The sequence below is a fragment of the Methanolobus sp. WCC4 genome (assembly GCF_038022665.1).
In the GTDB taxonomy this organism is placed as follows: Archaea; Halobacteriota; Methanosarcinia; order Methanosarcinales; family Methanosarcinaceae; genus Methanolobus.
In genome coordinates this window covers 2,236,419-2,257,134 of the sequence record NZ_CP150629.1, presented here as the reverse complement: position 1 = coordinate 2,257,134, position 20,716 = coordinate 2,236,419, and the positions used below count along the sequence as shown (strand labels likewise).

17 protein-coding genes are annotated in these 20,716 nt (G+C 45.5%); 4 read left to right on the top strand and 13 right to left on the bottom strand.

Translation table 11 applies throughout. From position 1 onward, the window contains the following. Nucleotides 1-9: 9 nt before the first annotated feature. The 3 genes from V7O63_RS10650 to V7O63_RS10640 are packed head-to-tail and all read left to right on the top strand — an operon-like array spanning nt 10 to nt 3,115. Nucleotides 10-1,134: a uroporphyrinogen decarboxylase family protein gene (locus V7O63_RS10650; protein ID WP_340818506.1), complete on the top strand. Its 1,125-nt coding sequence runs from the start codon at nt 10-12 to the stop codon at nt 1,132-1,134. 1 nt (nt 1,135) lies between these two features. Further along, nucleotides 1,136-2,782, top strand: a complete 1,647-nt coding sequence (locus tag V7O63_RS10645; protein WP_340818505.1) for a methylamine methyltransferase corrinoid protein reductive activase — start codon at nt 1,136-1,138, stop codon at nt 2,780-2,782. A gap of 18 nt (nt 2,783-2,800) precedes the next feature. Next, nucleotides 2,801-3,115: a hypothetical protein gene (locus V7O63_RS10640; RefSeq protein WP_340818504.1), complete on the top strand. Its 315-nt coding sequence runs from the start codon at nt 2,801-2,803 to the stop codon at nt 3,113-3,115. 64 nt (nt 3,116-3,179) lie between these two features. Here V7O63_RS10640 and V7O63_RS10635 read toward each other — a convergent pair whose 3' ends face one another. Further along, nucleotides 3,180-3,974 (bottom strand): hypothetical protein, encoded by a 795-nt coding sequence (locus V7O63_RS10635; RefSeq protein ID WP_340818503.1) that lies wholly within the window; start codon nt 3,972-3,974, stop codon nt 3,180-3,182. A 196-nt stretch (nt 3,975-4,170) separates the two neighbouring features. On the opposite strand from V7O63_RS10635, the gene V7O63_RS10630 reads away from it, so the two are divergent. Next, nucleotides 4,171-4,665, top strand: coding sequence for a DUF2115 domain-containing protein (locus tag V7O63_RS10630; RefSeq protein ID WP_340818502.1), 495 nt, complete (start codon nt 4,171-4,173; stop codon nt 4,663-4,665). Nucleotides 4,666-4,939: 274 nt separating this feature from the next. Here the strand turns inward: V7O63_RS10630 and V7O63_RS10625 are convergent, their stop codons facing one another. The 12 genes from V7O63_RS10625 to pheA form a co-directional block, all read right to left on the bottom strand. Then, nucleotides 4,940-5,554 carry a 4Fe-4S binding protein gene (locus tag V7O63_RS10625; protein ID WP_340818501.1) on the bottom strand — a complete coding sequence of 205 codons (615 nt, stop codon included), beginning with the start codon at nt 5,552-5,554 and terminating at the stop codon, nt 4,940-4,942. Between the two features lie 85 nt (nt 5,555-5,639). After that, the gene (locus V7O63_RS10620; protein WP_340818500.1) at nt 5,640-6,002 is read right to left on the bottom strand and encodes an HTH domain-containing protein; all 363 of its coding nucleotides are present in this window, start codon (nt 6,000-6,002) and stop codon (nt 5,640-5,642) included. Between the two features lie 320 nt (nt 6,003-6,322). Further along, complete coding sequence (locus tag V7O63_RS10615; protein WP_340818499.1) at nt 6,323-7,795, bottom strand: homoserine O-acetyltransferase; 1,473 nt, start codon at nt 7,793-7,795, stop codon at nt 6,323-6,325. After that, nucleotides 7,792-9,096, bottom strand: coding sequence for an O-acetylhomoserine aminocarboxypropyltransferase/cysteine synthase family protein (locus V7O63_RS10610; RefSeq protein WP_340818498.1), 1,305 nt, complete (start codon nt 9,094-9,096; stop codon nt 7,792-7,794). Before V7O63_RS10610 ends, V7O63_RS10615 begins: the two co-directional genes overlap by 4 nt. A gap of 271 nt (nt 9,097-9,367) precedes the next feature. Next, nucleotides 9,368-9,952 (bottom strand): GTP-binding protein, encoded by a 585-nt coding sequence (locus V7O63_RS10605; protein WP_340818496.1) that lies wholly within the window; start codon nt 9,950-9,952, stop codon nt 9,368-9,370. Nucleotides 9,953-10,028: 76 nt separating this feature from the next. Beyond that, on the bottom strand, nt 10,029-12,317 hold the full coding sequence (locus V7O63_RS10600; protein ID WP_340818494.1) for a PAS domain S-box protein: 2,289 nt from the start codon (nt 12,315-12,317) through the stop codon (nt 10,029-10,031). 264 nt (nt 12,318-12,581) lie between these two features. Then, nucleotides 12,582-15,032, bottom strand: a complete 2,451-nt coding sequence (locus V7O63_RS10595) for a hypothetical protein (RefSeq protein WP_340818493.1) — start codon at nt 15,030-15,032, stop codon at nt 12,582-12,584. Further along, nucleotides 15,032-16,906: a VWA domain-containing protein gene (locus tag V7O63_RS10590; RefSeq protein WP_340818492.1), complete on the bottom strand. Its 1,875-nt coding sequence runs from the start codon at nt 16,904-16,906 to the stop codon at nt 15,032-15,034. The genes V7O63_RS10595 and V7O63_RS10590 overlap by 1 nt, the downstream gene beginning before the upstream one ends. Beyond that, nucleotides 16,907-17,791 (bottom strand): DUF58 domain-containing protein, encoded by an 885-nt coding sequence (locus V7O63_RS10585; protein ID WP_340820836.1) that lies wholly within the window; start codon nt 17,789-17,791, stop codon nt 16,907-16,909. A 40-nt stretch (nt 17,792-17,831) separates the two neighbouring features. Next, nucleotides 17,832-18,803 (bottom strand): MoxR family ATPase, encoded by a 972-nt coding sequence (locus V7O63_RS10580; RefSeq protein ID WP_340818491.1) that lies wholly within the window; start codon nt 18,801-18,803, stop codon nt 17,832-17,834. A 63-nt stretch (nt 18,804-18,866) separates the two neighbouring features. Further along, entirely contained in the window at nt 18,867-19,763 is an 897-nt protein-coding gene (locus V7O63_RS10575) for a hypothetical protein (protein WP_340818490.1), read from the bottom strand. 44 nt (nt 19,764-19,807) lie between these two features. Next, nucleotides 19,808-20,680, bottom strand: a complete 873-nt coding sequence (gene pheA / locus V7O63_RS10570) for a prephenate dehydratase (RefSeq protein ID WP_340818489.1) — start codon at nt 20,678-20,680, stop codon at nt 19,808-19,810. Nucleotides 20,681-20,716 lie beyond the last annotated feature (36 nt).

Sequence of the window (20,716 nt, the reverse complement as noted above, 5' to 3'; positions counted from 1 at the left end):
GGAGTTAAAATGGTTGATGAGATGACCTCCAGGGAGCGCTTTATCAACGCTCTTGAAATGAAAGAAGTGGACAGGATGCCACTGGGGTATCTGTGGTTCGGAGCTGGTGATGCGGTGCTCGAGAAGATGAATACAAACATGGAGGATGTTTACTATTCTGCAAAAGGCATTGCCAGAGCACAGATATTAGCAAGGGAAATGTATCACCATGACAATGTAATGTCCCCATGGGGATGTTTGCTTGTGGAAGCGGAGGCTTTTGGGGCAAAAATAAACATCAAGAGACATTCTTATCCTTCAATAGCCACCTTTCCTCTAAATTCTGCAAAAGAATATGAGAACATTGATCCGGGTACCATAGAACGCTCAGAAAGGACAAAGACCATTGCAGAGTCCATATCTTTGTTAAAAAAAGAGCTTGGAGATGAGGTTTTCATTAGCGGTGCACTACTTACTCCTTTCATGCTTGCTTCACAGTTAATGGATGGGAGCAGGATGTTCATGGAAATGATGAAAGATCCCGATAATTTCCATGAACTTCTTGATGTTCTTACTGACAGTTGCATCACCTTTGCGGACATGATGCTTGATGCAGGAGCAGATGGTATATTTATTGAGAACGGAGGGAGCACTTCGGATCTTTTCAGCCTGGAAATGGCAAAGGAATTCGGCTTTGATTATTCTAAGAAGATGTATTCACACATACAGGAAAGAGGGGGATACGTAATATCCCATAACTGTGCGAACCATGCATTCCACGAACTGGAACTGGCTCTTGAACCTGATGCTTTGAATTTCTTCTTTGGAGATGTGAAATCACTGGGGCAAAAGTACGGGATCGACTGTCTGCAGGTCCATAATCATAGGCATATTGGTTGCAGTGAAAGATATTGTTTCAGAGATCTCAAAGACTTCAGTGATTCAGGTATATGCCTGATGGGAAATATCAATCCCTATGCATTCAATACAGGAAGGTTTGACAGGATAGCTGCCGAAGTGAATCGTTGTATGGATGCTGCTCCTGAAAGGGGATTCATCCTATCCACTGGATGTGAGATACCACTGGATACACCTCAGGAAGAGATGGCACTTCTGTGGGAATCAATGAGATCTTATTTTGACAGGGGGAATTAAGATGTATGGAATAGCGTTAGATGTGGGAACCAGCGGCTTCAGGGCGCAACTGATCGACCTGGAAATAAAAGAAGTTATAAAGACTTCAATGACAATGAAACATCCATTGCCTGGTGGGAACGTGACGGATCATCTTGACTTTGCAATATCCATTGGAGAGGATATAGCACACGGTATCATCATAGATACTGTGGAGAAGATGATCGAAGGATTTGATGTGGGTCCATCGCAGATATCAATGATCGCTGTTTGTGGAAACCCGATACAGCTATCTCTTTTCCAGAACTCGGAGATTCGTGATCTGGCCTATGTAGGAAGGAACATGCGGGATCGATTGGGGATAGGTGACGTAGAACGTAATGCCCGGGTATTTCCGGCTATGGATATATTCCACAAGGATCTGAAACTTGATAAATGTATGATAATTGTCCCTCCTGCTATTGAACATGAGATTGGTGCTGATGCGCTTGCCATGATGGTCGAGACGGATTTCCTTGACCAGGAAGAGCCAACTCTTGTAACGGATTACGGAACGAACGCTGAGATGGCCATTAAGGTGGGCAACAGGATCATCACCGGGAGCGCTGCAGCGGGACCTGCTATAGAAGGTCAGGGTATAAGTTGTGGTATGCTTGCAGCTCCGGGAGCGATCACAGATGTTGATCTGGAAAATAATCTCTGGAGAATATATGTGCTGGATGAGAACATGGAAACCGTAAAAGGACACTTGATCGATCCGATAAGCGGAATGATACTTGAAGGATCGGAAGTAGTACCGGTTGGTATCACGGGAACCGGTCTTATTTCCATATTGTCCCTTGCGATCGATACCGGACTCATTACAAGTCCTCCTAAACTAAAATATGGAAGGATCGAACTGGGTGATGGTATCGAGATAACGGAAGAAGACATAAAAGAAGCTGGTAAGGCCATTGGTGCCATAAGGGCAGCTCAGTTAACGCTGGTACTTGAATCAGGTATCTCCTATGATGACCTTGAAACAATGTATATGAGCGGTGCTTCCGGAACCTATGTAAATCCTGTCAAGGCAAGGAAGATAGGTTCATGTCCTGATTTTACAAAGAGAACAGTGCAATTCGGGAACACCTCCCTATCCCTTGCAAGGGATATTGTTCTTGAAAAGGTTAAACTTGATACTCTGATCGAACTGGCAGGGAATATAAAGGCCGATCATCTTATGATGGCAACCAGTGAGAACTTCAAGAAGCTCTATGCCTGTGAACTGGGATACTGGACAGAGGGGATGTCAATGGAGATGTATAGAAAATTATTAAAGATGTCCAAATTGCCTGAACTCCCGATTCCCGTCGAATATCCTATGCTTGAGAAAAGGGAACGGCAAGATATCAGTGAGACCGGTGATGCTCCGGTAGAAGTGATAGAGGACATAGGTGTCACTCTTGAAGAACTTGCAGTTGGATGCATAATGTGCCATAAATGTGAAAAGGAATGTCCTGAGCAGGCAATATTCATAAAAGCGGATGATGGTCTCATTGCAAAGTACAATACTCAGAAATGTCTGGGGACGGCATGCAAAAGATGTGTTAGTGTGTGTCCGGTGCATGCGATCGACTACAAAGAAATAAAGATCATGGACGAAAGCCTGCTTTCAGGTCTTTCGGCATAAGTCAGGAGGAGGATATCAATGACAGAAGTAAAGGTCAATTCAGGGATCTGCGGTTTCACTCATATCGTCAGGGGAAGAAAGGAGGGTCAAAAGATAATTGTTGACATTGATACCCCATGTGAGAAGATCAAAAAGATGTCTCATCTGGAAGTAGATATGATGGATCTCTTTGACATAAAGGATAATCTTGTAATGCAAAAGGCCAAAGATGCGAGGTGCACCGCCACATGTCTTGTGCCCTGTGCAGTGATGCACGTCTGTTGCATCGAATCGGATTTCATGTCGGGTACCCTTGCAAAAGATACAGGAAGCGTCAGTATCGAGTTCCTGTAACTTCTTTTCTTTTTATAGAGTTGAGGGGAATTATTCACTACCAACCCCATGCCAATACATGATCTTATTTCAAACCCGGATGATTCGGACTGATATCCATCACCGGTCCTTTCAGTTCCTGTACCACCCTTTCAACTATGTCATCGATCTCTTCTGCTTCTTCCACACCGATCCTATCAGAATAGATGTCCCTGACAGTCATAAGACTGGCAGCTGTAAGGGCCAGGGTAATGGATAGCACATCAACAGTCACTTCCTCACGATAATCGAAATCACCGATCGCTCTTTTTACTCCGGGGTGGGCTGCATTGGAGATGAGTATATAGAAATCATCAAGCTGTTTCTTCTTCTCACCTGTGTAAAGGACCTCACGTATCCTTGAGGGCCTGAGCCAGTGATGTTTGTTCTTCAGCTCCTTCTCCTCGTCTTCCGTAAGTATGCCTAACTGATACCTGTAGAATATGTATGCCTCCCTGTCGGTCAGGTGAAGCAGGTACATCTGTGTGATCCCTTCAAGAACGGTTCTCAGGGTCAGGTAAGCAGGATTGTTCAGCCCGAAGCATGCAAGTTTGTAGGCAGCGATCAGATTGTGGTTATTCCGCTCGAACAGCACAGGTATGATGGACCCGGGTCCATCAGGGATCTTGCCTGTTCTTCTTACCTCATCAACGGACCCGGCATTCAGTATCTTTGTAAGGTAGAACAACAATCCTATTGCATCCTGAAAGATGTCCAGTTTGGCAGCGTGTTCCCTGAAGATGATCTCTTTCCTGTAGAGAAAGATGGATTCAATATCTTTGTAGTCACGCCTTTTCTTTCCGGGATTCATGGTGAAGGTCCTTTGTTTGTTTTTCTTCATGCAGGTATAGTTATTGTCAGATAGGTTCTTTTTCAAACCTGTTAGGTATGACACTGATAGACATGTATGTAAAGGTTATATTTGTTATTCATATGGGATTTCTGTAAACATTGAATTAAGACCCATCTTCTTCTAATTACAATTCCTCCACAGAATAAACACTTATGTACTTTCACCGAAGACTAAATCCTAACACATGAACAGGTCTGAACTCCTAACCGAACTAAAAAAAGAAGCCCGATACATCTCAAACGAGGACCTGAGCCTTGCCAGAGCAGCCATCATGGAAGCCGTGGAGCACGTCCCTGAACCATACAAGACCATCTATTCATCGGATTATTTCACTTTCCTTTACGAGAACTTCCTCAGGTTGAAAGGACACGGGGAGGTTCAGATTGGAGAAGAACTTGATGTTCAGGAGTATACTTCTCTTCTGGATAGCATAAAGGACAAAAGCTATTCTGAGGACAGGAAGAGGGAAGCTCTGACCAGATTCACAACGCTTGTTCTTGCTTATCTTGTCTTCATAGTTAAAGAGCCACTGCATCCGGTCGGGATGGTATTTCCGGGTGGTATGAGGATAACTCAGAAAGAACTGCATTATTATTGTCCTGTCAAGGATAAGCAATCAGAGACCAATATATCATTCTGTGAGTTCTGTATCTGTAAGGACAATTCTGAAATGGAATGATAAATTGAATAATTTGAATAACTTGACTGGTCCGAAGGGTCCGGCGAAGCCGGCGTTTTCCCACAAGATCAAACAAAATAATTCGCACAATACATTGACTAATTTTCTTTGAAGTCTCCTGCAGGATTCTCAGCAAAAATACAGTGGTCTCTGGAATAACCTTCTGTTTAGCAACATAGGAATGTGCCGCCTTCGGCGGATGGTTACTTTGTTTTTAGATCAGGGGTCGTTTTTATGTCACTAAAAAAGCAAAAATAGAGCCTGAACCAAAAGTTCAGGCTTTGAATGCCAGTGCCTTTGTTGGACATGCTGTGATGCATCTTCCGCACTTGATACAGTCTGGCTTATCGTTGTTGGTGTGGACATCGAGCTGCATTGGGCAGACCTTCTCGCACTTGTTACAGTTGATACACTTTGATTCATCTGTCTTGAGCTGGTACTTGCTTCCACCGATGAGGTTCTGGACGGTTCCCATTGGACAGAAGGTACACCATGTACGTGGACTGATGCCTGCTCCTGTGACCAGTGCGATGGTTGTTGTAACAAGGCACATGATGACAAAGACCATACCGATCTGGTTGATGAGTCCCTGGGTGCTGAGGAGTCTGTAACCCATGAATCCCATCATAAGCATGAAAATAGGTATCCTGACCCAGTAGCTTCTGAGGATGTTGGGTATCTTTCTATTGCGGCTTATCTTCCCGACCCAGAAGTCATTGAAACTTCCTCTGGGGCAGAGGTTACCACAGAACCATCTTCCTCTGAAATAACTTGTGACCATAAGCGTTGCGAATACAAGTAGCAGGAAATATCCCAGCAGCGGGAACCAGAGTCCTGCGATCGAGACTATAACTACGAGAATTCCAAGGTGTGGAGTAATTTTCAGCACATTTATCACCCTTTTTTTGTTTTTCTGTTTTTTGATTCGTTTATTAAATTAAATGGATGTTTTTGATCTGTGAGGTATTGTCGTTCTACTGGTTCTCATCCGCCCATGACTTGAGTTCGCTGTCAACCCTCTTGACCCAGCTGTTGACGATCTCCATGATGAGTTCGTGGATGTCCTTCTTACTGCGGATCCTGTAAACGAAGAAGTATCCACCGCCATCCATGTTGTTCTGGGAACGGGTGAGTATCTTTCTCTCATAGAGCTTCTTGACACTTCTCTGGACTGTGGAGAGATTAAGCTCAAGCTCCTCGGCAATCGTTTCCGTTGTAAGCCAGTCCTGGCCGTACTGCAGGAAGTACTTCAATATCTGAAGTTCGGCTTTCGTAAGGTTCAAACCACATTTTATCACAGCTTCGATCTCAAACTCTTTACAGGCAAAGTCAACCATTTGATACCTCCATTATTCGACAGTACTGTACTAAAGCAACAGTTGTATATAAAGGGTTCCAAGTACTGCAGATAAATGCAAAAAAATAGAGGTACTGTCTGCAGCTCGACGGATAAAAAAGAATGGTTCTGTTTCTGTAGAGCCCTATCGTTGATAGATACAACAATAACCACAGATGACGCAGATACGTTCATCTCCTTCGGAGTTGAATCTCTGCGATACAGAATTTTAGCAGGTCACACGAATATCGTATTTTGAATCTGTGTTTATCTGCGTTCATCTGTGGTCTATGCTGAACACGGAGGATCTCTATAGAGTTATTATTTGTAAGCACCTATGAGGCGGTTGATCTCCTCGCTTCCAATGATGCCGATTATCCTGTTCTCATCATCGACCACCGGAAGAGCGGAGATGTTGTTCTGTTCCATTTTCCTGGCCGCGGTTTCGATATCCTCGTTCCCTTTCACGGTGAGGACGCCCTTTGTCATGATGCCATCAAGTGTCTTGCATTTAAGGGCAACTGCCTTTGAGATATCCCATGAGGTAACGATGCCTGAGAGTTCTTCATTATCGCTGACCACTGGCAGATGCGTTATTCCTTTCTCGAACATGACCCTTGCAGTTTCCTCGATACTGATGCCCTGCTGGATGGATATTATGTCGTTATTCATCACATCGGAGACAATGGTATGTGAAAGGAAATTACCTATCATGTAGCCAAGCTGTCCTGATTCCAGCAGAAAGGCATCGTGCCCGTAGCTGGACTCGATCTCCCTGTAGGTCACATCTATGTCATTGGCACTTAATGCGGAGACAGTTTGCTTTGACTGGTAGGGTGGATACAGCCAATCTGAACTGACAGCAACTATGAGGAACTTTGCCTTCACATCTTTCAGTCCTTCGGAAAGCGACCCGTCCTTTGAAAGGTCGAAGTAATCCAGTGCCTTGGTTATGTATAGATAGGAATTCGCGTCAAAACGCTTTGTGAAGGACTGTCCCTGATAATGCAGGTAGCTCTCCACCTCGAAATCGAAACCAAGGTCATAATTGAAGTTCTCCTTGTCCTGAAGTCTTCTTCCGAACTTCTGGTGCATGGAATCATCGCTCAGGTATGTGATGTGACCGATCATCCTTGCAAGCGCAAGTCCGTGTGTCGGTGTCGGTCCGTCGTAATAGTCCCCGTTATTCCATTTTGGGTCTGAGAGGATGGCTATCCTTGCAACCTCATTGAAAGCTATCTGCTGAGGTGATGACCGTGCTGTGGTGGCAATAGCTATGGCCTTTGTAACATATTCTGGATATGAGACCGCCCACTGGAGTACCTGTACCCCTCCCATTGATCCGCCGATCACAGCAAAGAGCCTGTGTATACCTAAGTGGTCGACAAGTTCTTTCTGCACGTTCACCATATCCTGTATGGTGATGAAAGGGAAATCCCTGCCATAGGGTCTGTCGGTATCGGGGTTGATAGAGGAGGGTCCCGTGGAACCCTTACACCCTCCAAGGACATTGGAACAGATAACGAAGTACCTGTCCGTATCAATGGTCTTTCCCGGTCCGATGAGTATGTCCCACCATCCCGGTTTGCTCTCACCTTTATGGAGCCCTGCTGCATGTGCATCTCCTGTGAGTGCATGGCAGATCAGGATAGCATTGCTCTTTTCGGGGTTCAGCTTTCCATATGTCTCATAGGCTATCTGGACGCCCTTGAGCTTTGCACCACTTTCCAGCACAAGGTCATGGTCCAGACTGAAGGTTTGTGTCTCTACGATACCCAAGTTCTCCTTTTTCATGCTTCCTGTGCCTTCTTCAAAGCCTGGTCTATATCTGCTATGATATCCTCTGCATCCTCAAGGCCGACTGACATTCTGATGAAATCATCTGTCACACCTGTGGACTTCCTTTCCTCAACTGTAAGTTGCTGGTGTGTGGTAGATGCCGGGTGGATCACAAGTGTCTTTGCATCACCGATATTTGCAAGGTGTGAGAGCAGTTCCACGCTGTCGATGAACTTCTTTCCTGCTTCCAGACCACCTTTTATGCCGAATCCGAGGATCGCTCCGTATTTACCTCCCAGGTATTTCGTTGCAAGCTCATGGCTCGGGTGGTCCTTGAGTCCTGGATAGTTCACCCACTCAACATCAGGATGGTTGTTAAGGAACTCTGCTACCTTGAGGGCATTGCTGCTGTGTCTCTCCACCCTAAGTGGAAGTGTTTCCAGTCCCTGCAGGAACAGGAATGCATTGAAAGGACTCAGTGCAGGTCCAAGGTCACGCAGGAGGTGTACCCTCATCTTGATTATGAATGCAATGTTACCTACACCGGGGAAATCTCCGAATGTTTCCCAGTATTTGAGTCCATGGTAACCTGGATCAGGTTCTGTGAGTCCCGGGAACTTCCCGTTGTCCCAGTTGAACTTACCGGAATCAACGATAAGTCCTCCAATTGATGTTCCGTGTCCACCAAGGAACTTTGTTGCGGAGAGTACAACGATGTCTGCTCCAAGTTCGATCGGCTTGACGATACCAATTCCTACTGTATTGTCCACGATGAGAGGTATTCCTGCTTCATGTGCTATCTTTGAGATCTCCTCAAGGTTCGGTACATCGAGTTTCGGGTTTCCGATTATCTCTGCGTAGATCGCCTTTGTCTTTGGTGTTATGGCTTTTTTGAACTCCTCAGGTTTTGTGGAGTCCACGAAAACCACTTTCCTTGCGAGGTTCGGGAATGTGTTATTGAATAACTGGTATGTTCCTCCGTAGAGGTTGTCTGCTGCGACGATCTCGTCTCCGGGACCTGTCACACCCAGTGTTGCAAGAGTTATGGCGGACATTCCAGAGGAAACAGCGAGTGCAGCAATACCTCCTTCAAGAGCAGCAACTCTCTTCTCAAGGACATCTGTTGTAGGGTTCATGAGCCTGGTATAGATGTTACCGAATTCCTTCAGTCCGAAGAGATTGGCTGCATGGTCTGCATCCTTGAATGTGTATGATGCTGTCTGGTAGATCGGTACTGCACGGGATCCCGTTACCGGGTCCGGCTCCTGCCCTGCATGTAATGCAAGGGTATTGGGTCCATAGTTCTTGTTGTCCATGTTGTTTCCTCTTTATCTCTTGTCACGATGTCATCGTGATATTACCTAATTGTCTTTTCATTATATATAGTTTCGCATATTTCACAAAGTGAATATTACTGTTAGTTATTAGAACTACACTGTTTTTTCAGGTGATCCCACACACCCTGCGGTAATGGGAGGACGTTTTTAATTGCAGCAGGGGAATGATCCTTCTCTATGCCTGCCAGAGGTAATACCGGCAGTACGGAACTGCAAGTTCGATATGAATTCTCTTTTTCTGCAAATATGGCTATTCGAGAAGCATTTTCAGGAAAGTTTCATCTCTGGACCTGGGGCACTCAAGTAGCTTTACGGCCGGATTGAGTTCCAGGACCATACTCCTGACATCTGCTATATGCTTGGCCGTATCCGCCTCTATCATATCGATACAGACAATTTCAGCACCTTGAAGCTGCTTTCTGGCATATTCTGTAAGCTGGTCCGATCGTGTCTCAGAATCCGGTGAATTGACAACTACTAAGGCAGGAAGTAACTCCGTATCATGAAGTGCCATTCTTTCGATATCTGCTTTCAGTTTGTGAGGAAGCACGGTCTCTTCGGTCTCAATAAAGACCGTGTCAGGCCCGGATTCTTCCTGCAGCATCAACAGGTTACTTCTGATGTCGGTGTCAAGAGAGCATGGTATACATACACTGTTGACCTCTTTTGTACTGATACCCAGTTCAGAGAGTGTCCTTTCATCATAGTCCACTTCTCCTGTCTCCTGCACTATAATACCTATCTTCTCCCCATTAGAATTGAGGTATTTTGCAAGGTCAAGTATCAATGTTGTTTTACCACTGCCAGTTGGTCCGCCTATGATACTTACTTTCATATTCACACTCCGCTTACATTACGATGCTTGAGAGCTTTCCCACATAACACACTTAACATTCATTTTGTCACTGTCCCTATATATCGTTACCTCTGAAAAGAGGTGACACAGGTATTCTGAATGTGAATTTACTACCCTTTCCGTTCTCACTTTCAACCCAGATCGTTCCTTTCTGCATTTTCAGGTATTCTTTTACAAGTACCAGTCCAAGTCCTGCTCCACCGAACCCCCGCGTGTGGGAACCATCTACCTGTACAAAGGGATCGAATATCCTCTTCCTGTCGCTTTCATTAATACCGATCCCTGTATCTTCAACAGAGACCTCGATATCGTCATTCCTGATCATTACATCTACAGTGACCGTTCCGTTCTCTGGTGTGAATTTCAGAGCATTCTCTATAAGGTTGTAGACGATCTTCCTGAACTTGTCTATGTCTGCAGTGATATCTGTAATGTTCTCATGGACATTGACATCGATCGTGATCCTCTTTTTCTTTGCAAGTAGAGTTGTTCCTTCGATCATCTTTTCAATGCTTTTGACAGGATCGAATTTGCTGAACCTGATCGTCATATCATCCGATTCAATATGTGCCAGGTCGAGCATATTGTTGACAAGGTTCAATAGTTTGCAGCCTGCAGTATTAATGGTCATTAAATGCTTTTTCTGTTCGCTAGTAAGATTATCATTCCCGGGGTCAAGAAGAACATCTGAATAACCGATCACTGAACTAAGCGGGGTTCTCAGTTCATGGTTCATGTTCGCAAGCAATTCGTTCTTGCAGCGATTCGCATCCTCTGCCGCTATCCTTGCCAATATCATCTGTTCTTCTGCTTTTTTCCTTTCAGTTATGTCAACAAGGGTTCCAATTGCTCTTCGGTTCTTATTTTCCCCCTTGAATGTGGATCCCTTTGCCAGTATCCATCTCCATTTTCCGGATATTGTCAACATCCTTATTTCAAAATTGAAGGCTCCTCCTTCTTCAATTGACCTGATGATGACCGGCATTATATTTTTCCTGTCATCGGGATGCATCATCTCTTTCCATTTCTCAATGGACATAGGGAACTCTTCATCCTCATATCCGAACATCTTATATGAACCGGGGCTGAAGTAGAAATTATCACTTTCAATGTCCCATTCCCAGAAACCATGTTCTGAGACCTTCATTGCAAGTTTGAGTCTTTCCTCGCTTTCTTTCAATGCCTTCTCAGCGAGTAATTTATTTGTTATATCTTTTGTAGTACCTTGAAGGGCAATGGTTCTTCCGTCTTCATCTGTCAGCACTTTCCCGATTATCTCAACAGGCACCCTCTTTCCATTTATGTTAAAGAACTCTGTCTGGAATGTGATACTCGTAAAATTATTGGGGTCTGCCATTCCGGCCTGTGCATACCCAAGCATTTTCCTGAAGTTCTCTTCATCACAGTGGTCACTTAGTTTTGATCCGATCCATTCTTCAGGAGTAAAGCCCAGCATGGTGTATATTGCCGGATTCACATAGGTAAAGACCAGATCGGTATTCATCATCCAGATGCAATCCAGTGTATTCTCAGCAAGCAGCCTGTATCTTTCCTCACTTTCTTTTAGGGCACTTTCTGCCTCTTTTTCTTTTGTGATGTCAAGGGCGTATCCGACCATTCCTATTGGCTGTCCGGCTCGGCCCCTGATGGTCCAGAGGGACAGGGAACCGGTAAATGTCGTCCCATCTTTACGTTTCAGGCGAACCTGTTTATGGTTAGATCCATTTTCGATAAGTGGCTCAATGATATCTTTTTGAAGGATAACAAAGTCACTTTCAAGGTAGACGAGTGATATATTCTGGCCAAGGGCCTCGTTTGCAGAATAGCCATAAAGCCTCTCTGCACTCTTATTCCAGCTTGTTATCGTACCATGCATATCAGTGGAAACAACAGCATAAGGTGATTGTTCTATGATCTGGGAGAGGAATTCCAGTGATCCAATTGCCTTTTTTGTTTCTTTCAGAGCATTTCGTTTTTCCATTGCTTCTTTTATGGCAAAGGGCAATCTGTTGATACGTTCCTTCAACAGGTAGTCATTAGCTCCTGCTTTCATGGCATCGACTATCAGCTCTTCATTTGCAGATCTGGTAAGGATCATGAATGGGATGGTATCGTCATAGGTGAGAGTGATCTCAAGTGCTTTCATGCCATCGAATTCCAGTAGAAGATAATCCGAGATGATAATGTCGGGTTTGAACTTATATAGCCCTCTCAGGAATTCATCCTCGTTCCCGGCAACATATGTTTCAAAAGTGATGCCACTCTCCCTTATCTTCCTTTTAGCCAGTTCGACATCTTCCGGCATGTCCTCTATGAACAGTATTTTCAATACCTGTTCCTGCATCACTTGAATCTACCCTTTGTGGCATTCCTTTTAGAATGCTCCATATCCCACTATGGTTGTGACTCTGTCATGTTCACAATGAACCAATGATCAAATGATAGTCCCACTGTATTATATCATCGATCTGTTAACACTCACTCATTTTATTATGATGTGTTCTGATAAATAAAGTTACAGGTCATATTTATAAGATCTGACAAATGAATAAATAAAGTATGACTGCATGAAAAAAGTAAAATAAGTGAATAGCTTCAGGCGATCAGCTTATGTCCTGATCTCCTGTTCAAGCTTCTTCATTTCCCTGATCTCTCTTATCCTTCTCAGGATTACCTCACCAAGGAAGATGATTAGGGCTGCCAGCAGGAAGTAGATCTTCTGGCTGACACTGTCACGTACCAGCTTCTCGGAATTACCCTGAGCCTCTTCCAGAAGGTTGTTCCTTGCCTGATTCACTGTATAGGTGCTTCCACCGTATGCCTTGATAAGTGACGGAAGTTCCTCATTGAGTCCTACATCACGGTACTCCAGTGCATAGTTCACTGCAACTGGATAACCTGAAAGGTCATGTATACCTATGGAACCCGGCTCGATAACAGCCTCATAGATATTCGTGCCTGTAAGTGAAAGGTCGACCTCATCGTCATCAAGCTTCAGGGTAGGGATGCCTTCATCGTACATTGTGAGCTCGATCGTCACAGGTGTTCCATACCATGTGTCCTCTGCCTCGACAACAGCACCTGTCTCCTCCCTTGGGTTGCCGATAGCCCAGTTCACAGTGGATGAGATCAGCTTTGAATTGTTGCCGGAGTACATCTGCGTGGCCCACATGTTGTCTCCCCCCTGTCCGTTATCGGTTGTAAGGGCGGCCACCCTTCCGAGACCGTATCTCCAGGTGGTAAGCACCGGCTTTCCGGTACTGGTGATGATGACCCTGTCAGCACCGGCCTTTGGCGTGACATCATTGTATCCTGTGATACTGCCATCAAGCTCGATGTTCTTCGTGATAAAATGCTTGGTATTGTATTCGATGAGCTGGAAGGTTCCGGCTTCAGTTTCCTCTTCTTCCTCATCTGCTGGTTCAATGTCCTCGAACTGGATATTCGCTCTTTCTTCCTGTTCTATATGGAAGTAAACCCCTCCGACCTCGTCCATGAGTTCCTCTGCATAGAAATTACCGCGGTCATCTATCTGTGACGGTGCACTTGACCTGACGTGTACATAGTAGAGGTTCACACCTTCATTTACAATATCCTGTGCTATCTCGAGACTGTCATCATATGATTTCTCGATGCCACCGTCTGAAATGATGATAATTTCCAGCTCTCCTGATTCATCTCCCAGCCATTCTTCAGCTATCACAAGACCCTGATCGAGTGATGTCTCACTGGTAGCACCCGGTGTCAGTGTAAGGATCTCCTCTTCCAGCATCTCAAGATTGGCTGCTGTTCCAAGGAACAGAAGTCCTCCTGAGACATCCATACCTTCACTTCCAAAGGCGATAACTCCAAGTGAAGCATCCCTGAGGTCTTCATTGTTCAGTATGAAGAGGGCATTTCCAAGTATGTCATCAAGTGTCTGGTGAGCAGCCGTACTCTGGGATATATCCATTACAAGTACGATATTCCTGCCTCCGCTCCAGTCGGTCGGTTTTGAGACCACAGGAAGTATTTCCTCTATTGGTGAGTCAAGGTAATCGCCGAAATTGTAAGAACCGTCTCCGCCGATCACAACGATCCCTCTTCCGTCATTCAGGTAGGTTTTAAGTTCCTGTACTTCGGTCTCGGTAAATGTATTAGCATGAGTGTTGTCGATGATGATCGCCTTTTTATCATCTATATTATTGAGCTCTCCTGATGATGACACGTCATAGAGGTTCAGGAGTATATCACCAAGCGGGGAACCTGTGTCAAGATTGATCGCACGTATGTCCGGTTTTGGGATTGTATAGATCGACTTGTAGAACACATTATTGATATTATCTACATCAGAACCTGAAGGTTTGATAACAGCTTTCAGGGTGTGTGCTCCAAGTTTGGAGAATGTCACCTGTGGTACGATTATCCTCTTCTCGCGTTCGGTCTGTGTGACCTTGCCGCTTCTGATGAGCGTATCATCACTGTAAAGTTCATAGCTGTATGAGACCTCTTCTTCCATAGCCTGGGAAACAACGATCTCATACTGGTTCTCGTTCTTGTATGTGACCGTCTTGTCGCCTTCTATCTGTACGCTCAGGTCGTTCTCCTCAAGATCGGGCTGTACAAGGTAGACTGTTGTGCCTGTCTCCTGTGCGAATAGTAGTGCATCCTCAAGATCCTCTCCTGAGTTACTGTTTCCATCGGTAACAAGAACTATCTGGTTCTCGCCGGTGGAATACTGTACTATGGCATCTCCAAGTGCAGTGCTCTCACCTGTCAACCTGACAAGTGATGTGGGGGTCTTTGAGGTCAATGCTTCATAAAGTTCGGTAGATGTATCATTCTCGAACAATGCCATACTGTCGGTCTCGTCCGAGATTATAACAAGGTCTGGATTGTCATCGCTCGTGACCCTTGGTACCAGTGTGAAAGGTGATGCAAGGGCTGTCACCAGAAGTATGGCGACAAATATGCGTGAGATAACAAGGCCTTTCCTCTCACTCCTTTTCATAAGGAACAGGCCTGCAATGACAACAGGTACGATAAGTGCCAATACTTCTATGTTCTCGAACTGCACCATCAGAGTTCACCTCTCTTTCTTATTATCAACAGTTCAAGTATGACCAGTGCGAAAACGATTATTATCATATAAGTGTCCAGATAGTTCTTTGCCGTGTAGGAGCTTGCACGTACAAGGCCCGGTTCATCGTCTGCCTGTGCACGTTCTATAACATCGTCCCCTTCAAGGCTGGTGTCAGATTCCTTATCGTTGTACAGGTTCACAGCGATCTCCTTTCCTGCCACCTTATATACACCTGTCTGGTCATACAGGACACGGCTCACGGTCTCTGTACCTGAAGGTGTTGTAATTTCCAGTTCTTTTGCAAGGGCTGAGATAGTTCCTGTCTTGAGGTTGTACTCCTGCACGCTGCCCGTGCCTCCCAGCCATCCTGCCAGCTTGAACCAGAACACGGGGTATTCAGGAAGGTTGTGGAAGTTGTTCCATGCTTCCTCACCTGTAAGGTCATTGATACCGAAATAGACTACTGTACCATCACCAACTGAACCATATACAAGCATCGGTATTTCCTCTTCCGTAGCCACAAGAGTGGTGGAGTCTATCCTACCGGTAACGTTGAGGTACTGATACATGGCAACCTCTTCGTATTTGATGTCCTCACTGAGCCTTGTTTCCTGTACCACTTCAAGGGTAACACCATCTTCCGCATCTTCAACGGTCAGCGGTCTCACAGGAAGCAGTTCCTCCAGTTCCGTCAGGGCATTTTCAGATGATAACGCCTCACTGGCAATGAAAACAGCCCTGCCGCCATTGTTCAGATAGCTGCTGAGGGTTGCGATCTCATTTCCTGCAAGTGCTCTTTCCTTGTTGGCGATAACGACGATGTTGTATCCGGAAAGGTCATCAGGTATTCCTTCAAGCTGCTTGAGGTCAATGTTGGGTATAAGCGAGAGTGCCACTTCTGATGGCAGGTCATCGGTATCTGTGACATAGAGCAGTTCCCTGTCAGATATCCTCGGGATGGATATGTAGGCGATATTATCTGCCGGAAGGCTGTCATCGTCCTTTATCCTTACTTCGGTTATCCCTGTTCCGAGGCTTGTGATCCTTAGCTGTTTTGTTGACCTTGCAGGGATATTGAGGGATGCCGTATTCGTCTTTCCGCTGTCGAGTCTCTCTATTTCTATGTCAACTATCTGTCGGCTGTTATGGTAGTTCTTGACAACTCCTGTGTATGTGTAACTGCCATCTTCGACTTCGATGCTTCCCTGTATGAAACCTACGTTATCAGCATCATTGCCCACAAGGACGAACTGTACCGTAAGGCCGTATGATTCCGCCAGTTTCAGGGCGTTCACAGGGTCATCGCCGTTCCAGCTGGCGAAATCAGAGATAACCACAATGTTACCGCCTTCTCCAGAGAGCATTCTCATACCTGCTGAGACAGCACTTGAGATGTCTGCCACAGTTGCCTTTGCTTCGAGGGAATCCAGTGCATCGTAGGTTGCCTGCGAACCTTCTCCTTCAAGTATGGTCACAGGTGTGCTTTCTGCAAGGATGATGCTGTTCTTCTTACTGACGTAGTCCTCTGCCTTTGATATGGCATCGTCGAACCTGTCGTCTGTCTGCATACTTGCGGATGCGTCGATGATAAGTACCGTGTGCTCGCCGCTGAGAGCTTCCTGTGTCTCGAGATATGGCGCTGCTGCCGCCAGTGCAAGGAGTATCAGCACAAGTAGCTGTATAAGGAAAAGTGGGTCCTTGATGAGTTTTGTGATCGATGTGTAGAAACGTTTCTTCTCTTCCTTGATGTCGAGAAGGAACATAAGTGAAGGGACCTGTACCTGAAGTGGCTTTGGTTTGAGCAGGTACAGTATTATAAGAGGGATGATGCTTGCAAGTGCTGCAAGTGCAAGAGGTGTCTCAAAGGGCATTTACCATTTCCTCCTGCTGATGGTATGGAAGAAAGCATCGAATATCGGGATATCTGTTGTGAACGTATAGAACTCGGCTCCGACCTTGCTGCATATATCGCCGATATGGTTGACATGTTCGTCAAGCTTCTTCTGGTACTGGTTCTTGAGGTCCTCGCTGATGTATGTGTCCATCTTGACACCGGATTCAAGGTCGATGAGCCTGCTATGGCCGTGGATAACAAGCGAGCTTTCTGTTCTGTCCAGTACCTGTACCAGTATCAGGTCATGGTCAGCGAAACGGTAGATGGCTGATTCGATCTCCTTAGGGTCCTGAAGGAAATCTGAGATGATTATAACAAGTGAACGTGAGCTTATGGCCTTTCCATATACGGTTGTACATTCATCTATCTCGGTCTTCCCGCCCACCTTTGCGGTCTCAAGCCTTTCGATGGTGTTGAGGAGATATTTCCTCCCCCTTCTGGGCTTTGTGATATCGATCTCCTCTGAGAACGTGGATATGGCGAACTTGTCATTGTCTTTGGTGACAAGATAGGCAAAACCTGCTGCCAGCATGGTTGCATATTCGAACTTGCTGGGGTCCTTTCCACCAGTATAGTCCATACTCTTACTGGAGTCGAGCAGTATGTGTGTTGTCAGGGACTTGTCTTCCTCGAACTGGCGAACATAGAGTTTCTCAGACCTGGCATATGCTTTCCAGTCGATGGACCTGAGCTCATCTCCCTGGTTATAGCTTCTGTAACCTATGGTATCCAGCCCTTTTCCGCTATGGATGGAGCGTCTGCTACCTGCATATGCAGTTGATATCCTTTTCCTCACCATGAAGGTAAAACGATCAAGCTGTCTGAAGAATTCAACATCGATGTTATGTCTCTTGTCGCTCATTGCAAGTGCCCTGCTTGACTTACCCGGCAAAGATGCCAATTCACTTTATCTTCTCAAGTATGCCCTTTATTACCTGGTCAGTGCTTGCTCCCCTTCTTTCCGCTTCGAAGGTAAGTACGACCCTGTGTCTGAGCACCGGATATGCCATTGCGTCGATGTCCTCTGCGCTGACGAAATTACGTCCCTGGATCAGTGCACGGGCCTTTGCTGCAAGGATAAGTCCGATCGATGCCCTCGGGGAAGCACCATACTCGATGTATTCGCTCTTGATACGGGTGGACATGACTATCTGGATGGCCCTGTTCCTGATGTCATCGGCAACAGGTACGTCCCTTGTGAGTCTCTGCAGGTCAAGCAACGTGTTCTTGTTGATCACCTTGCTGACAGCTGGCATTATGGACTTCGTATAACGGTTGACGATCTCGATCTCGTCCTCATAGGTAGGATAGTCCACCAGGATCTTGAGCAGGAACCTGTCAAGTTGTGCCTCAGGGAGAGGGAATGTTCCTTCCATCTCTATAGGGTTCTGGGTCGCAAGGATGAAGAAAGGCTGCTCAAGGATGAAAGTGTCGTTACCAACAGTGATCTGCTTCTCCTGCATGGCTTCAAGCAATGCTGACTGTGTCTTAGGAGAGGCACGGTTGATCTCGTCCGCAAGTACGATATTGGCAAAGATCGGTCCGGGTTCGAACTTGAATTCCTTGTGTCCGTTACTTTCCTCTATTATATGTGTTCCTGTGATATCTGCAGGCATCAGGTCAGGTGTACACTGTATCCTGCTGAAGTTCAGGTCCATTGCCTTTGATATTGTGGAAATAGTAAGTGTCTTTCCAAGACCAGGGTTACTTTCTACCAGTGCATGTCCGTTACAGAGTATCGCAATGATGATCTGTTCCACTGAATCTTTCTGGCCGACAACGACTTTCCCTATCTCATTGGAAAGTGTTGCGAACATATCGCCAGCCATTTTGTATGTTTGGGACATATCCCTTGAATTCAGGTCGCTAGCCATCTATTATCTCCTTTATCTTTGTCCTGTGAATGTAATTGATGAATGTGAATTTATCTGTGTGATCTAATTGCCTGCCATTTCCTCGAAATAGGACTTGATGATGCTTTCATAGCCTTCAGGCAATTCTTCGTAATATGATTGTGATGAGATTATACTGATCTCGTAGGCCGAGGATTGTTCAAAATCCTCATCCGCTTCCTCAGCATCTTCCTGATTACTGAACCCTATTCCGCTTCCTGCCGGGAGTGTCAGGTCAACCTCGGTTCCTTCTACCACGATTATCGCCGTTTCTCCTGTCAGATCCTCCGAACCTGAGTTCCCTTCTTCGTCATCGTCTTCACCTTCCAGTACTACAAAATCATCCGGTTTATCGTTATCGTCACCTGTTACGTCATCTATCATCTCTGCAAGCTCTTTGGGGGTGAATCCGGTTGTACGCACGTCGTTATCAACAACGTAGACCAGTGTTGCACTGGAAACCAGAATGATGATAAGTGCGAACACAACTTTTCCTTTTACGAGAAGTGCGGATGAAGCAACCTGCTTGATCTTCAGGGATACTGAGTTCAACAGGTCGGTGACTATCAGGTTCTCAACACCTGCATTATCATAGGCCGTCCTGAGTCTTTCATGCAGTTCAGGGTATTTTTCCTCAATAAGGAACAGTGCTTTTGTCCTGTCATCACGCAGGTGTCTCAGGACGGTGACAATGAGAGATATAAAAGAAGCGATGATCGTCAGGGCAAGTGTCTCAAAGGCGATGCTCATTCCCAGTATATCATAGGATGTGCCTGCCTTGACCTCAAAGCTACTCAGGTACTGGAAGACCTCATCCAAACCAATGTAGAAAAGAAGCAGGTAAAGGATGATCGTTGTCCCGATAAAGTCCAGAAGTTTGTATATCCTGCGGTAACGTTTAAGTGCAGCTTCCTGTTTCTTAACGAAGTCCCTTACATCCATGTTGGCACTGCCTGTATTTCCTGTAAAAGGTGTTTTTAAAGATACTAGTTCGATTCACAGTGGGAATCGAATTTAGGGTATGAACCCAGCATTTTTAACATCGCTACCTGTGGCTCAATATTATATATCGTATCTTTTATAATTGTATCGTCTATATTTCCTTCGAAGTCGATATAGAACACGTAATCACCCAGTACTCTCTTTGAAGGTCTGGACTCTATCCTTGTAAGGTTGATATCGTTCTTTGCGAACTCACCCAGTATGGAATAAAGTGCACCCGGGCGGTCACGGTCAAGATAGACTATGATCGATGTCTTGTAGGAACAGTCCGCAGCATCCTCTTTCAGTCCCTCCATAGTCTGCATATCATCGGATCTTGTAATGACGACAAAACGTGTATGGTTATGCTTACGGTCCTGGATGTCAGGCATTATGATATTAAGGTTATACATCTCCGCGGTCTCAGGTGAAGCGATAGCAGCCATTTCCTCGAATTCAGTGGAAAGTTTTGCTGCATGGGATGTACTTCCTGTTGTCCTTAGTTCAGCATCAGGAAAATGCTCTTTCAGGGAATGGCGACACTGGCCAATACCCTGGGGATGGGATAGTATAACTCTGATATCTTCCTTTTTCCCTCTGGACAGCAGGCAATGCTTGATCGTGACGATGGTCTCACCTATTATATGTATATCTCCTTCCATCAGCATGTCCAGAGTGACTCCGACAGCCCCTTCGATAGAATTTTCCAGAGGGACAACACCGACGTCGCATCCTCCTTCCCCGAGCAGGGTGAACACATCCTGTATGTCTGCACAATATTCAAGAACAGTATCCTCTTCAAGTCCTTTCTTTTCTATCCATTGCCTTGCAGCTTTTTCAGTATAGGTTCCTCTGGGACCAAGTACACCAATTATCATTCTGTTCCTCAATAGCGGCAAATTTAAAAAATCTTT